The sequence below is a fragment of the Pseudarthrobacter sp. B4EP4b genome, assembly GCF_006680095.1.
Taxonomy (GTDB): Bacteria; Actinomycetota; Actinomycetes; order Actinomycetales; family Micrococcaceae; genus Arthrobacter.
On the sequence record NZ_VHIJ01000009.1, the window covers coordinates 68,152 to 83,017 of the forward strand.

General features: G+C 65.6%; 14 protein-coding genes. 9 read left to right on the forward strand and 5 right to left on the reverse strand.

Going from position 1 to position 14,866, the window contains the following annotated elements:
- Nucleotides 1–68: 68 nt before the first annotated feature.
- Both FNL14_RS03565 and FNL14_RS03570 read right to left on the reverse strand, forming a co-directional pair.
- A complete protein-coding gene (locus tag FNL14_RS03565; RefSeq protein WP_142057682.1) occupies nt 69–959 on the reverse strand; it encodes an NAD(P)H-binding protein in 891 nt (296 codons plus the stop codon).
- Nucleotides 956–1,405 (reverse strand): nuclear transport factor 2 family protein, encoded by a 450-nt coding sequence (locus tag FNL14_RS03570; RefSeq protein ID WP_142057684.1) that lies wholly within the window; start codon nt 1,403–1,405, stop codon nt 956–958. Before FNL14_RS03570 ends, FNL14_RS03565 begins: the two co-directional genes overlap by 4 nt.
- 98 nt (nt 1,406–1,503) lie before the next feature.
- Here FNL14_RS03570 and FNL14_RS03575 point away from each other — a divergent pair, with 98 nt between their 5' ends.
- Nucleotides 1,504–2,166, forward strand: coding sequence for a TetR/AcrR family transcriptional regulator (locus FNL14_RS03575; protein ID WP_142057686.1), 663 nt, complete (start codon nt 1,504–1,506; stop codon nt 2,164–2,166).
- Nucleotides 2,167–2,181: 15 nt separating this feature from the next.
- Here FNL14_RS03575 and FNL14_RS03580 read toward each other — a convergent pair whose 3' ends face one another.
- Nucleotides 2,182–3,204: an LLM class flavin-dependent oxidoreductase gene (locus FNL14_RS03580; protein ID WP_142057868.1), complete on the reverse strand. Its 1,023-nt coding sequence runs from the start codon at nt 3,202–3,204 to the stop codon at nt 2,182–2,184.
- A 259-nt stretch (nt 3,205–3,463) separates the two neighbouring features.
- Here FNL14_RS03580 and FNL14_RS03585 point away from each other — a divergent pair, with 259 nt between their 5' ends.
- The 3 genes from FNL14_RS03585 to FNL14_RS03595 all read left to right on the forward strand — a co-directional run bounded on the left by FNL14_RS03585 (nt 3,464) and on the right by FNL14_RS03595 (nt 5,808).
- On the forward strand, nt 3,464–4,039 hold the full coding sequence (locus FNL14_RS03585; protein WP_142057688.1) for an HNH endonuclease: 576 nt from the start codon (nt 3,464–3,466) through the stop codon (nt 4,037–4,039).
- A 124-nt stretch (nt 4,040–4,163) separates the two neighbouring features.
- The gene (locus tag FNL14_RS03590) at nt 4,164–5,297 is read left to right on the forward strand and encodes a toll/interleukin-1 receptor domain-containing protein (RefSeq protein ID WP_181762530.1); all 1,134 of its coding nucleotides are present in this window, start codon (nt 4,164–4,166) and stop codon (nt 5,295–5,297) included.
- A 25-nt stretch (nt 5,298–5,322) separates the two neighbouring features.
- The gene (locus FNL14_RS03595; protein ID WP_142057692.1) at nt 5,323–5,808 is read left to right on the forward strand and encodes a DUF4231 domain-containing protein; all 486 of its coding nucleotides are present in this window, start codon (nt 5,323–5,325) and stop codon (nt 5,806–5,808) included.
- Nucleotides 5,809–5,883: 75 nt separating this feature from the next.
- Here FNL14_RS03595 and FNL14_RS03605 read toward each other — a convergent pair whose 3' ends face one another.
- Nucleotides 5,884–6,612: an aspartate/glutamate racemase family protein gene (locus FNL14_RS03605; protein ID WP_181762531.1), complete on the reverse strand. Its 729-nt coding sequence runs from the start codon at nt 6,610–6,612 to the stop codon at nt 5,884–5,886.
- A 29-nt stretch (nt 6,613–6,641) separates the two neighbouring features.
- Nucleotides 6,642–7,886: a S8 family serine peptidase gene (locus FNL14_RS03610; protein ID WP_142057694.1), complete on the reverse strand. Its 1,245-nt coding sequence runs from the start codon at nt 7,884–7,886 to the stop codon at nt 6,642–6,644.
- Nucleotides 7,887–8,168: 282 nt separating this feature from the next.
- Here FNL14_RS03610 and FNL14_RS03615 point away from each other — a divergent pair, with 282 nt between their 5' ends.
- The 5 genes from FNL14_RS03615 to FNL14_RS03635 are packed head-to-tail and all read left to right on the forward strand — an operon-like array spanning nt 8,169 to nt 14,829.
- The gene (locus tag FNL14_RS03615) at nt 8,169–9,164 is read left to right on the forward strand and encodes a LacI family DNA-binding transcriptional regulator (RefSeq protein WP_181762532.1); all 996 of its coding nucleotides are present in this window, start codon (nt 8,169–8,171) and stop codon (nt 9,162–9,164) included.
- Nucleotides 9,165–9,206: 42 nt separating this feature from the next.
- Nucleotides 9,207–10,583, forward strand: coding sequence for an ABC transporter substrate-binding protein (locus FNL14_RS03620; RefSeq protein WP_142057698.1), 1,377 nt, complete (start codon nt 9,207–9,209; stop codon nt 10,581–10,583).
- Nucleotides 10,580–11,491, forward strand: a complete 912-nt coding sequence (locus FNL14_RS03625) for a carbohydrate ABC transporter permease (protein ID WP_142057700.1) — start codon at nt 10,580–10,582, stop codon at nt 11,489–11,491. The genes FNL14_RS03620 and FNL14_RS03625 overlap by 4 nt, the downstream gene beginning before the upstream one ends.
- 40 nt (nt 11,492–11,531) lie before the next feature.
- Nucleotides 11,532–12,452, forward strand: coding sequence for a carbohydrate ABC transporter permease (locus FNL14_RS03630; protein ID WP_255470690.1), 921 nt, complete (start codon nt 11,532–11,534; stop codon nt 12,450–12,452).
- A gap of 52 nt (nt 12,453–12,504) precedes the next feature.
- Nucleotides 12,505–14,829: a beta-L-arabinofuranosidase domain-containing protein gene (locus FNL14_RS03635; protein WP_142057702.1), complete on the forward strand. Its 2,325-nt coding sequence runs from the start codon at nt 12,505–12,507 to the stop codon at nt 14,827–14,829.
- Nucleotides 14,830–14,866: the final 37 nt, after the last annotated feature.

Sequence of the window (14,866 nt, forward strand, 5' to 3'; positions counted from 1 at the left end):
TTCGGCAACATCCTGCACCTGCTGCTCGGCGTCGGGATGGTGGCTCTGGCCCTGATCCTGCCCATCCTCTATGCCGGACGCCCCGATGCGCCGGACGCCTCAAGGACCTGCTGCAGCCCGGTGATGGGCATGTCCGGGAACTCTGCGCGCCCCGGCCCAAACTGGAACGCGGCTGCCCCCGAGTCTTCCCAGACGGCCGCCCCTGCAATCCTGGCAAGGAACGGCGAAACCGGGCGCGCGGCCACGGACAACAACCAAATGGCGGCGACTGGAATGCGTTGAACGGATCCGTGGCCGGCCTGGGCGAGCAGAGCCTCCGTCACCTCATTTGCAGTGAGCGTCTGCGAACCCCACTCGATGACGCGGTTCCGCAGCGCCGGGTCTCGGAGGGCACGGACCACGATGGCGGCCGCGTCCCGGACCGAGGTATAGGTCACCGCGGCGGACCCCGAGCCAAACACGGGCAGCTTGCCCTTCGACTCAAGCGGCGGCCTCATGATCTCCAGCCGCTGTTCCAGGAGCGCGCCGATCCGGACAATCGTCCAGTCCATGCCGGATGAGCGGACCGCGTCCTCCGCCGCCGCCTTGCAGCGCAGAAAATCAATGGGCCCGTCCGCGGCGGCACCGGGCATGGACATCATCACCACGTGCCGCACTCCGGCGGCGGCTGCGGCGCGGACCAGCCGGATGGCGCCGTCGCGGTCAACCGCCCGCGGGTTGGAGTCCTTGATCCCAAATCCCGAGGCCGTGAACACCACTTCCGTGCAGCCGGCCACCGCTTGCCGGCAGTCTGCGTCGGAACCGAGGTCCCCGCGGAGGAGTTCGACGCCGTCGCCCATCTTTTGGGGGAAAGGCTGGGACTTGCCCCGGGCCATGATGCGGACCTGGTGCCCGGCGGCGAGGAGCAGGGGAACCACCGCGCGGCCCAGGCGGCCTGTGCCGCCGACCACCAGGATCATGGCCGGTCACCTCCGGCTGCCCCCTGGACTGCCTCCCGGACGGCTTCGTTCACGTCACCGGAGTCGTGATCCACGGGTTCGAGGTAGAACTGGGCCGCGCCGATTTTGTCGTCGCGGAGCGTGAAGATGGCCACCCCTGCGGCGCGCTGGACGGATCCGTCCGGCCGGGTGCCCCGGTTGCTCCATTCCATCCAGAGTTTGCCGTTCGGGCCGGTGGCCGCGTCGTGGACGGTAAGGGTGAGGTCCGGCAGGCCGGCGAAGAGCGCCGTCCAGTTCTTCCGGACCTGCGCCGAGCCCGTGAAACTGCGGGCCGGGTGGACGGGGGTGGTGTTCCTGTAGTCCTCCGCGAACTCGGACACCAGTGCCTCAAGGTCATGGCGGTTGGCCGCAGCCAGCATGCGCCGCACCGGGCCTTCGGGGACGCGCTCGATTCCTGAAGCGTCCATGATGTGCTCCTTAGCCTCCGTCCCGGGAGGCGGAGTGGCTGGTAAGCCGTATCTGATACAGTGAGCTGTATCAAACTGATACAAGGAGCTTAAGCCCGATGGGACCCGCGGTCAACGGTGCGCCACCCCGCTCCCGCAGCTACGACGCCCGGGGCCGGCAGGAGGCGGCCGAGGAGGCCAGGAAGCGGGTGCTCGCCTCCTCGCGCGCGCTGTTCCTGGCCCGCGGGTACGGCCGGACCACCATCGCCGCCATCGCCCACGCGGCCGGCGTCTCCAAGGAATTTATCTACAAGGGGTTCGGTGGGAAGCCCGGGCTGGTCCGTGCGATCTTCGAGCAAAGCCTGCTTGGAGCCGGGGGCCCGCCGGCGGAAGAGCGGTCGGACCATGCGCAGGCCACGGCCACCGATCCCCGCGAACTCATGGAGCAATTCGGCCGGTTCATCGCAGAGATCAGCCCGCTGGGCTCGCCCGTCTACCTCCTCATCAGGGACGCCGCGGCGAGCGGGGACCAGGATATGCTCGGGCTCCTGCGTGACGTGGATGACGAGCGGTACCAGCGCATGCTGCACAACGCGCGCCAGGTGCTCGGAAGGGGATTCCTGCGGCCGGGCCTGACGGTGGAGGAGGTGGCCGACGTCTTCTTCATGTGCACCTCGCCCGAGCTCTACGAGACCCTGGTCCTCAAGCGCGGCTGGAGGGCGGAGCGCTTCGGGACGTTCATGGCCAGGACATTGGCGGCGAACCTCTTACCGGACAGATAAAGTCGGCAGGCGCGATCAGCGCCAGCCGAGCTGCGGGGCCACATCCTTCAGGATCGACTCGATAACGTGCGCGTTGTAGTCAACGCCCAGCTGGTTCGGGACCGTGAGCAGCAGGGTGTCTGCCGCGGCGATTGCCTCGTCCTCGGCCAGCTTGGCAGCCAGCTCGTCCGGGGCACCCGCGTAGGACCGGCCAAAAACGGCACGCGTTTTCTCGTCAATGTTGCCTACCTGGTCTGAGCTGTAGCGGTCGCGGCCGAAGTATTGCCAGTCGCGCTCGTCCGTCAGGGCGAAGATGCTGCGGCTGACCGAAACGCGCGGCTCCCGCTGGTGCCCTGCTTCCTTCCACGCCTGCCGGTAGAGCTCAATCTGCTCGGCCTGCTGGACGTGGAACGGCTTGCCGCTCTCGTCGTCCTTGAGCGTGGAGCTTTGCAGGTTCATGCCGAGCTTGGCCGCCCAGACAGCCGTGGCGTTGGAGCCGGAACCCCACCAGATGCGGTCGCGCAAGCCCTCGGAGTGAGGCTCGATGCGCAGCAGGCCCGGAGGGTTCGGGAACATCGGGCGCGGGCTCGGTTGCGCGAACCCCTCGCCGGTGAGCACCTCAAGCAGGCGCTCGGTGTGCCTGCGGCCCATGTCCGCATCCGACTCGCCCTCGGCGGGGACGAAGCCGAAGTGGCGCCACCCGTCGACCACCTGTTCGGGTGAACCCCTGCTGATGCCCAGCTGAAGCCGGCCACCTGAGATCAGGTCGGCCGCGCCCGCGTCCTCGGCCATGTAGAGCGGGTTCTCATAGCGCATGTCGATCACGCCGGTACCGATCTCAATGCGGTTTGTCCGTGCTCCGATCGCAGCAAGCAACGGGAAGGGGGACGCGTATTGCTGCGCAAAGTGGTGTACGCGGAAGTAGGCACCGTCCGCACCCAGTTCCTCTGCTGCGACTGCAAGTTCGATCGCTTGCAACAGCGCGTCCGATGCACTCCGCGTGCCGGACTGGGGGTGGTCAGTCCAATGACCAAAGGACAAAAATCCGATGTTCTTCACACCGGAGACCAACATGGCGGCCCCGGTCCCTTATTCCCGCACCAGCCCCGCGCGTGCTCCAGCCGCTTCACCCAGCGAGGGGTAATCGCGGGCGAGGCTGCCCAGAGGGGAGCCGCATATCCAGACCTGGCCTGCAAAGGGGGCCCGGAACCTCGGCAGAAACTGAGCTAAACCTTGGACAGCAGCCTGCGGCCCGACTATACGATTTCCCTGGACATCCGGGGCCGTGATCGTTCGGCGCAAGTAAATGGGGGAATTGATGCAGGAACTGGGCCGCATCTATTGGACACGACAAGGCCTTCGCCTCGCCTACTCGGCGGTGCTGATCTGGCTCGCTGTCGCGGTGATGTCAGCGCTCATGGCGAAGGCAACACCGGCTGCCGGAGCGGGTCCATCCGCCGCCGCCGGGGTGTTGCGCGGCCTGTTCGATGGCGTCGTCGCCGCGGTAACTCTCCCCGGCGTGGCCGCCGTCGTGCTCGGCATTGCCGCCGCCGTCATGACGAACCGGGACGTCCGGCGCCGCGACCCGGTCCGCCGCTTCACCCGCCAGCAGCGGCGCGAAGGAATGGCCCGCGCCGGTGGCTTGTGCGAGCTGGAAGCCGGCTTCGGGAGGCGCTGTGGCCGCCTGGCCGAGCACGGCGACCACTTCTACCCCTGGTCCAAGGGCGGTTCCACCAGCCTGCAGAACTTCGTCGCCGCGTGCGCCCGGTGCAACCGCGCCAAGCGTGCCAGGATCCCGTCGCCAGCCCAGAAGCAACGGATGGAACGACGACGGCGGGACTACGTTCCGTCGTCGTCCTCCGTCAGTGTCGGCGAACGGCAGCCGCTTCCCTAGGTCCTTTCGCTTGGAACTACCTGTTTCATCGACAGACCGTTCCCCTCGGCAGTAACGCGCCAGTAACGCCTCCGGGGGTGTAATGCCCGCAGGGTCTGGGCTCGGTCGCAAAAGGTCGTGGGCAATGACTAGTTCCCTCCCGAACGCTACGGGCCGGATCTTCATCAGTTACCGGCGGGAAGAGACCGCCTACCCGGCCGGCTGGCTGTACGACCGGCTCGCGGACCGTTACGGCGGCGGCCAGGTCTTCAAGGACGTGGACTCGATCCAACTGGGCGACGACTTTGTTGAATCCATCACCAGGGCCGTGGGCTCGTGCGACGTGGTGCTCGTGCTGATAGGCGATGAGTGGCTGACCATCGCTGACGAGCATGGCCGGCGCCGGCTTGACGACCCTGACGACTTTGTACGCCTTGAGGTCCAGGCTGCCCTGACCCGGAACGTCAGGGTCATCCCCATCCTGGTGGACACGGCCAGGATGCCCCGCGCCGACGAATTGCCCGAGAGCCTGGTCAGGCTGGTGCGCCGGCAGGCCCTGGAATTCAGCCCGGCCCGCTTCGAGTTCGACACCAGCCGGCTCTTTAAGGTCCTGGACAACACCCTCGCCGAGGTGCGGAGAACCCAGGACGACGGCGGGATCCCGGCAGCGGCAGCACCTCCTCCAGCCCGTGCACCGGACCGCACGCCCCTCCGCGCCCAGCAAAATGGCAGCACCGAAACATCGCGCCACCAACGACTCTCCAAGCGGATGCTTCTTCTAGGCGGGGCCGCCGCCGCCGTCGTAATCCTGCTGGTGGTTCTCTTGGTCGCCAATCTCCAGACGAGGACGTCGCCGAATGCCAACCCTGTTGACCGGCAGGGGCCTGTCCAGGGAGGCGGCGGAATCGACGTCGACTCCTCCCCCGTCACCAGTGAAGACGGGATTGAGCTGGCGGAGCTGCAGGCGGCCAGCCGGCGGGACCCCGATCCTCCCCGCGTCGGCGACACCATCACGGTGAGCTACTCCTTGACCAACACCACGGACCAGCCCCTGCAACTGGAGTACACGTTTGTTGGAGCCCGGGATGCGGAAGGGGAACACCACGATGCCGAGGACATGAACGAAGGAAAAGCCCTCGAGCCCGGAGAAACCATCACCGCCCAGGGCAGGGTCCTGATTACCAGCGCCGGCAGCTGGGAGATGTGGCCCTGCTACGTGCTGACCGGGGACCGCTTCTGCCCCGATAAATGGCAGGTGTTCTTTGTCCTGGCCGAGTAGCTGACTTCAAGGGAAGGGAAAGCCCATGGCCCGCCGCGAGGATGAACAGGAACCCGCACGGCCTATCACGGCCGTACGCACTCCCGCCGCTGAGGATGCCACATGGGACCGGCTGGAGGACCAAATCAGCTGGTATGACGGCAAGAGCGCGGACAACCAGCGCCAATACAAGTGGCTCAAGCTGCTGGAACTCGCGGTCGCCGCGGTGCTGCCCGTGGTGGCCGGCATCGGCAGTCCTGTCCTGGTGACTGGCGCACTGGCCGCCGTCATCGTGGTCCTGGAGGGCGCCCAGCACCTCTACCAGTTCCAGGAGCGCTGGATTACCTACCGTTCCACCGCTGAGGCCCTCAAACACGAACGCTACCTGTACCTTGCCAAGGCGGGGCCGTATCTGCGGTCGGACCGGCACCAGCAGCTGGCAGAGCGGATCGAGGGCCTGATCTCCCAGGAACACGCGAAGTGGACCAGCAGCCAGCAACAGACCCCGAGCCACTCGGAGGAAGGCCGGTAGCCGGGATTCCCTCCCGGGGCCAGCAGCAACGGATGGAACGACGACGGCGGGACTACGTTCCGCCGTCGTCCTCCGTCAGTGCCGGCGAACGGCAGCCGCTTCCTTGGGCAGGTGCCCTGCCGGGTCATTCTTGAAGCCACGTTGTACTGCCGCGACGGCTTCGACGGCGGAGCGGGGGCTGGTGAGGACAGGTGTTTCGAGGCCGGCCAGCTGGGCGGCAGCAGGTTCCATGCTCGCCTGGGCGAGGACGACGACGTCGCAGCGGCTTGCGAGCACACGTGCCGCCTGGGCGATGCTTGAGTGGTAAGCCTCCGCGTCGCCGGCCAGGAAGGCATCCCAGGCATCGTCCACCACGCTGACCTCAACGGTGATGTCAGTTCCCGCGTCCGCGGCCTCCTCGGCGAGGACACGCGTGGTTGGCTCGATGGTGCTCGTGAGAGCGACGAGGACTCCGATTCGCGGGCCGAGGGTCACGGCACGGCGAAGCATCGGCCGGTCGATCCTGATAACGGCCAGTCCGTCACCCGACAGGTCCTCCGCTACCTTGCCCAGCGTGGAGCAGGTGCACAAGACGACTCCGCATCCTGCGTCTCGAAGTTCCGCCAGATGGGCGGCGACGACGGCACGTACCCTCTCCGCCATCCCGTCCTGCCGGGCAAGCTCCAGGGCTTCAGGATCCACACGGTGGACCGTGGAGGCGGACGGCAGATGCTTTCGGGAGAGGGCGTCGAATGTCGCCACGTGGACCTCCGCCGTGTGGAGGAAGCCGACCTTACCGGCGGCATCGGGTCTAAGTTCGGTCATGGTGCCCGACTGTAACAGAGCGTGCCTTCTCACCAATGGACGGCGAGGTCTGCGTTCACCCGGCCATGCGTCCAAAAAGTCCCGACGCCCTCAATGGTGTTTGTGCTCGCTTCGACCTTGGCGCGGACTGCCGAATTGCTCGCGGTGGGGTTGGCACTCCAGGCGAGCGCAACGGCGGCGGCGACGATTGGTGAGGACATCGACGTGCCGCTGCCGATGTCATACCCTTGGGAACGGTTGTACTCCCTCGCCAGGACAAATCTGTGGTTGGGGAAGGTGGAGTAGACGCTGACCCCTGGCGCTGCGACATCTACCCAGGGGCCATAACTGGAGAACGATGCTTTGTTGTCGTTGTTGTCCGTTGCCCCCACGGCAATGACGTTGGCGTAGGCGGCGGGGTAATTCATGCTGGTGTTTCCACCGTTGCCGGCTGCAGCAACGAGCACCACGCCAGCATTCCAGGCGTTGTTCACCGCAGTTTCCAGGGTGGTTGACGCCCCAACGACCAAGCTCATGTTGATGACCCGCGCACCATTCTGGACTGCCCAGTTGATGCCGTTCGCCAGTCCTGCGCTGGATCCCATCCCCGTGTCGCTGAGGATTTTTCCAGCCAGGATGGTGCATTCCCGGCACACACCGGCAACGCCGATGCCGTTCTCGGCGAAGGCAGCGACGATGCCGGCGACGTGCGTGCCGTGGCCGTAGTTGTCCTCGTTGTTTCTCGATGTGGTGAAGTTGGCCCGTGCAACCACCTTCGGGTTGATGTCGGGGTTGTCGGTTGCGACGCCGGAATCGAGGACGGCAACTTTGATCCCGCCGCCCCTCGTGACGTTCCAAGCTTCGACGGCGTCCACATCGGCATCCTTCGTGCCAGCGTCTATCGTGATCTTGCGGTCTGTGTTCTGGAACGATTGGGCAGTGTTTTCCAGGGCATACTGACGGTCAAAGTAGGTGTCGTTTGTGGCCGGAGTGACCACATAGTCCGGTTCCGCATATTCAATGGCCGGGTTCCGGCTGAGTGCTTCAACGAGCTGCAGCTCCTTTCCGGCCGGCACCGTGATGAGGTGCGCGCCCGTGCTGCCGACACCGGGCCCGTCACTGAGCCCGTGCGGGCGGAGGACTCCCGGGGCCGCGGCGTTGTCGCGGAACTTTACGATGATCTGCCCCGCCGTGATCGAGGGGCCGGGCGTGGCATTGCCCGGGACGACGGCGCCCAGCAGGGTGCCAACAACCATAACAAGAGCGGTGAGACCGGCCAGCACGAGTTTTTTCATACGGTCATCTTCCGTGCACGGGCACGTGCTGGATAGGGGGAAATACCCTCATGTCCCGCAGCCGCCGCACGGGCGGCGAGCGCCGCCATCGTACTTCCGCGTGGCAGTGCGGACGACGGCGGGACCACCTCCCGCCGTCGTCCCGCCCCTACGAGTGCACCAGCCATAAGAGGGCAGACATACGCCAGGAAAAGTGCTTGCAGAAAAGTTTCCTATTGACAGGAAAAGTTTCCGGAACCTATGGTGAGTGTGTTGCACATCTCATCACTTCCAGGAGGATCCGTGAGCTTCACGTCCCGCAGGGTCACCATGGCCGACGTCGCCAACGCTTCCGGCGTTTCCATCGGCACGGTCTCCAAGGCGCTCAACAAGCGGGGCCAGTTGCGTGAAGATACGCGGGACCGTGTCCTCGCCGCAGCAAGGGAACTCGGTTTCGAGGCCCCTGCAGCGGAAGGCAACAGCAATGATGTGCTCACTATCGGCCTGGTGACCTCGGACGACATTGGGCGCTTCAGCATTCCCGTGATGTACGGGCTGGAGGACTCGTTCGGCCCGGACCATGCATCGGTGCTTATCAGCAACTCCCGGGGCGATCTGGTCCGCGAGCGCCACTGCGTGGAGACGCTGGCTTCCCGCAATGTCGATGCAATCGTAGTGATGACAAACCTCACCGGCCCGCGCACCCCCCTGCCCCCGACATCAGTTCCGATCGTCTATGTCATGGGACATTCTTCAGACCCCGAAGACATGTCCGTGGTGGTTGACCAAGTGCAGGGAATGCTCCTGGCCCTCGAGCATGCCGCCAACCTGGGCCACCAGAACGTCGCCTACGTAGCGGGGCCGCGCCAGGACTACTCGGCCCGCATCCGCGCCCAGGCCGTACAGGAACATGCCGGAACCTTCGGACTGACCCTGGTGGGCGACCGTCCCCTCTACGGGAACTGGTCCGAGGCCTGGGGCAGGCAAGCCGCACAGATGCTGCGCCAGCGGGTGGAACCTGTGGACATCGTGCTGTGCGGCAGTGACGAAATCGCCCGTGGCGTAGCCGACGGACTCCGGGAGGCAAACATTGTGGTGCCTCATGACGTCGCGATCATCGGCTTCGACAACTGGGCAGCAGCGGCCGTGAACTGCAGGCCCTCCCTGACAACCATCGACATGAACCTTGAGGAACTGGGACGCGCCGCAGGAACCCGCGTCCTTGAAGCCATCGGCGGAAACAGCAGGCCCGGCGTGGACGCACAGCCCTGCCAGCTCATCGTCCGCGATTCCACCTAAACCCCCATCCGCTCCACCAACGTCAACGACCACGAGGGACCAATGATGCACTCCCCACCGGCCGGCCTTCGCCGCGCCCAAAATTCCCCCGACGGCGGCAGCCGGGACTTCAGCCGCCGCTCAGTACTTACGTTCGGAGCCGCAGCCGCGGCAGCGGCGTTCGGCCTGTCAGGATGCTCGGCTGTCCTGCCCGAAACCGATGTGGCTGCAGTGAACTTCGGGAAGAACCCGTCGGGCACCATCCGCTTCTGGTGCCGAGCCACAGCCTTCAAGCCCGCCCAGCTCATCGTGGACAAATACCACCGGGCCCAGCAGGCAGTGAGGATACAGCTCACCGTCCTGCCGGAGGGCCAGATGACCACAAAGCTCGCCACCGCGATCCGGGGCGGCTCCGTGCCGGACGTCGTAGCCCCTGACTCGGTGACAACTCCCGTTTTCACCACCCGGGACGCCTTCACGGACCTCACCCCGCTGATCAACGGGCTCCCCTACGCCGAGTACCTGAACAAGCCGCTCCTTGACGTTGCCTCCTTCGACGGCAAAATCTACGGGCTCCCGGCCCTTTCCAACGTCTCCCAACTGTTCTGGAACAAGGAACTTTACGAAAAAGCTGGGCTGGACCCGGAGAAGGGCCCCAGCAACTACACGGAATACCTGGAGCACGCCGCGGCGGTTCAGTCCATAAACGGGGTTTCCGGGGTGACCTTCACCGGTAACTCCGCCGGGATCCTTGGCTACGTGATTCAGCCGCATTTCTGGGCAGACCAGAGCCCGTTCTACAAGGGGCCGCTGGGCCGCCAGCAGGCGGCGGTGCTGGGCAACGAGCCGCTCCGCAGGACGCTTGAGCTGTACCGCAACTTTTACACGGAAGGACTTGCCCAGCCAGGGGCCGAGGCAGATTCCGGTGCGGCTTGGGGGAAAGACTTCCTGAAAGGAACCGTCGGGCTCTTTCCGGGGTCCTACGATCTGGTGGTAGGAGGTGCAACACCGGATTTTCTGGACAAGCTCGGTGTCAGCGCCTTCCCGGGACCTGACGGAAACTTTTCCCAGTTTTCCGGCGGAGCGGTGTTGTCCATCCCCCGCGGCGCCGCGAATCCGGGTGCCGCCTGGGATTTCATCCGCTTCGTGGGCGAGCACGAACAGCAGCAGGAACTGGCCGCCTTGGGCTGGTATCCGGTCCGCAGCGACATACTCAGAACAGGCTTCGCCGAGAAATTCCCACTTATGGTCCCGGGCATGGAGCGCATGAACGAAGGCTTCGCCGCTCCCACCACGCTCTACACACAGCTCACCAACACCGTGCAGTCGCCTTGGCTTGCGATGTTCCGCGAAGCAGTCTTCAGCAACGACGCCCTCGACGACGTTCTACAGCGAGCGCACGAAGAGACTGCCCGAGTTCTGAAGGTGAATCAGGCATGACAACCGCAACCCCGTACCAGACCCAACCCCGGACTGGGACGAAGGCACCCCGGCGCGCATCCTACACCGGCATGCTGATGCTCGCCCCGGCCGTGCTCCTCGTAGCTGTTTTCGTCATCGTTCCGCTGGTGTTTGCCGTGGTCATCTCCCTGACCAACTGGCCGCTTGTGGGCCAAGTGGAGTTCAACGGGATCGAAAACTACGTCACCGCGTTCGCCGACACAGTGTTCTGGGGATCCATCCTCTACACGCTGGGTTTCGCCGTGGTCGCCACGGCTTTAGGGATCACCGTGGGCTACCTGCTCGCCATGCTTGTCCGCTCCAACCGCCGGGGCGCCGGGCTCATCCGCACTGCAGTGTTCCTGCCCTACGTCATCGGCATCACCTCCTTAAGCTTCGTGGCCATCCTGGAGTTCCGGCCGGACAGCGGCGCGCTGGACCAACTGCTCCTTAACCTCGGCATCACCTCGGCGCCCACCGCCTGGCTCCTGGACGGCACGAGCGCCACAGTGCTGATAGTCCTCCTAGGCGCCTACGTAGGCTCCGGCTTCACCATGATCATCCTCATGTCGGGCATGCAGAGCATCCCGGACGAACTCTACGAGTCCGCCCAGATAGACGGCGCCGGACGGTGGAAGCAGGAATTGCTGGTCACTATGCCGCTGCTCAAGCGGTACCTCGGGTTGCTGACAGTGATGGGCTTCATCGGCGCCATCCTCGCTTTCACCCAGTTCTTCATCATCACCGGCGGAGGCCCGGGGACAGACACCCTCACCACCATGCTCTACGTCTACAACAAGGCCTTCGGCGACCTGCAGGTGGGTTACGCAACCGCCCTGTCCTTCGTCGTCGTCGTCATCGCAGCAGGCCTCACGCTGATCCAGTTCCGCGTCATGCGCGAGGACTGACAAACACACTCTTCGTCCGGGTCCGATCAAAGGAGATATCGTGACAACTTCCATCCAAGCGCCGCCGCGGGTTACATCGCGGCTGGCCGGCACTCCCCCTAACGCCCCACACGCCAAAAAAGCCACTGCATCGGCACGGTTCAGGACGGTGCTGTACGCCGTGATCGGCACCGTGGTTTCGCTACTCTTCGTTGCCCCGGTCCTCTGGTCAATCCTCCGTTCCCTTCAGCCCGGAGACCAGATTGCGGGCCCGGCGGCGGGGCAGTCGTTCACAGACCTGTCCCTGGACAACTACATCGGCCTCATCAACAACATCGGCGCCGGCTCCTATATCTGGAACAGCCTGACCATTGCGCTTGGCTCCGCTGTGCTGAGCGTGGTCATCACTACACTTGCCGCGTACGCCCTCGTCAACTACCCGTTCCGTGGCTCGAACCTGGCGTTCGCGCTCATCCTGCTGACCATGATGGTCCCCTTCCAGGCCATTCTGACGCCGCTCTTCCTGGAGATGAACGCCCTGGGCCTGACGGACTCGCTGGCCGGGATCATCGTTTTCCACCTCACCTTCAACCTCCCCTTCGGCGTCTTCCTGATGAGGAACTCCTTCGCGCAGATTCCGGCAGAGGTTGTGGAAGCGGCACGGATCGACGGCGCCGGTCCCCTCCGGATCCTGTTCTCCGTGCTGAGGCCAATGATTGTCCCCGGGGCCGTGACCGTATTCCTCTTCGCGTTCCTCGGCGCCTGGGGAGACTTCCTGGGTGCGCTGACTTTCCTCACCCGGCAGGAACTCTTCACCCTGCCCGTGGCGGTGGAGAATGTGGCCTCCGGCGCGTTCGGAACGGTGAATTACGGCTACGTCATCGCAGGCGCGGTGTTGCTGATGCTCCCCTGCCTCATCCTCTACGCAGCCGTCCAGCGCTACTACGTGCGGGGCCTCGTCGCGGGGGCCGTCAAGGGCTAAGAACCCGCCGTCCCGCTCCTCACACACCCAAGCCAAGAAAGCCGCACTTCCCATGCACCCCACCACCGCCTTCGCGGAAACTACTCTGCCGCCGTCGTCCTTTTCCTTGAGCAGCGTCCGGCTGCTGCCAGGCGACTTCAAGGCCGCGCAGGACACCAGCATCCGCTATGTCCTGGCACTGGACGCCGACCGCCTCTGTGCGCCCTACCGGAGGGAAGCAGGACTTGCGACGACGGCGGCTGCTTACGGCGGGTGGGAATCCGACGGCATGGGAGGACACATCGGCGGGCACTACCTCTCTGCCTGCTCGCAGCTGTTTGCGGCAACGGGCGATGCTCGTTTGCTCAAGCGGCTGCAATACGTCCTGGACGTGTTCGAACAGTGCCAGGCCGCGGCCGGCACCGGGTACCTGGGCGGGGTTCCCGGCGGCCGGCGCCTCGGCGACGAACTCCGGGCAGGAGACATTGATGCGGACATTTTCACGCTGAACGGGCGCTGGGTCCCGCTGTACAACCTGCACAAGACCTTTGCCGGGCTTCTCGATGCCTATACGTATGCCGGGGCGGCATCCGCCCTGCGGATGCTGACCCGCTTGGCGGACTGGTGGCTTACGGTTTCGGCCGGCCTGGACGACGCCTTGTTCGAGGAAGTCCTTACCACTGAGTTCGGCGGCATGAACGACACCCTGACGTCCCTTGCCCAGCTGACGGGGCGGGAGGACTACCTGCGCGAGGCTGACCGTTTTTCGCACCGCGCCATCCTGAAGCCCCTGGCCGAGGGACAGGACCGGCTGGACGGGCTGCACGCGAACACGCAGATACCCAAGGTGGTGGGGTACGAACGGTACGCGCAGGCCACGGGCAGCGGTGAGCACCTCAAGGCTGCCGACTACTTCTGGGACACCGTCACCCTTGAGCGCACTGTATCGATCGGGGGCAACAGCGTCCGGGAGCATTTCCACCCGTCGCGCGATTTCAGGCCCATGATCCTGGACGTCCAGGGGCCGGAGACCTGCAACACCTACAACATGCTGAAGCTCGCCAAGCTGCGCTTCGGGCGGACTGGCGACCCCGCAGCGGTAGCGTTCTACGAACGGGCCACCTTCAACCACATCCTCTCCTCCCAGCACCCGGAGCGCGGCGGGTTCGTGTACTTCACACCGATGCGCCCGTCCCACTACCGGGTGTACTCCACCGTCCATGAGTCCATGTGGTGCTGTGTGGGCTCCGGCCTGGAAAACCATGCCCGCTACGGGGAACTGATCTACAGCCACAGCGGCGGCGACCTGGCGGTGAACCTCTACATCGCCTCCGAGCTCGACTGGGCCATACGCGGCGTGACGGTCCGGATGGAGACGGATTTCCCGCACTCGGACACCGTCCGGCTGACCGTCACCGCGGACAACCCCACTGCCTTCACCCTGCGGCTCCGCCGCCCGGAATGGGCGACGGCCATGGAGACTCGTGTCCAAGACGCTGCCGGCGGACGGCCGCAGGCACAGGCAGTGGAGGGGGACGCTGGCTTCCTCCATCGCGTGTGGGAGGGAACCACCACCGTCTCCGTCCGGCTGCAGGCCGACATCACGGCCGAAGCCCTGCCTGACGGCTCTCCCTGGGTTTCCTTCCTCTACGGGCCCGTGGTCCTCGCCGCGCGGGAGGGAACCGCCGGTGTGGGATCTTTCGAGGCGCCGGATGAGCGCATGGGCCATGTTGCCTCCGGTCCCCAGGATCCCTTGGCCGGTACCCCGGTGGTGGTTGCAGCAGACCCGGTGGCCGCCGTCGAACTGTCCAACCGGGCGGCCATCACCGCGGAACTGACGGCCGTCCGGGACGGCGCAACCGTGCGGCTCACGCTCGAGCCGTTCGTGGGGATCCACGACGAGCGCTACACCGTGTACTGGCCCACGGGTGCATCCGCCGAGGTGCGGACGGCCGAGCTTGCCGCAGCTGATGCTGCCGCGGCCACGAGGGGTGGTGTGATCGACGCCGTGACCGCCGGTGAGCAGCAGCCCGAGTCTGACCACTTCTTCGCCGGCGAAGCCACCCGGGCGGGCGGTCAGGACGGTGTGCACTGGCGCAACGCAACGGGCTGGTTCTCCTATGTCCTCAGGGATCCCAGCGGCAGTGCCGCCGCCGTGCGGGTCAGGATGCGGCCCGACAGCGGAAGCGGGCAACGGATCAGCCTCAACGGTGTGCCCCTGACCGAGGCTTTGCGCTCCCGCGTCGAGCAGGTCGCCGAGGTTATCGAGTACGCCGTTCCGGCAGAGGCACGGACTGAAGCGTCCGGGGCGCTCGTGTTCGCCGTCCATGCCCTGCCCGGCACCGCTACCGGGGACCTGCTCTCCGTCGAGTTGCTCGACGGCGGGAAGGCGGGTTGATCGGGGTGTCCTGGTTCTCCGCTTGGTCCGTGTCCCA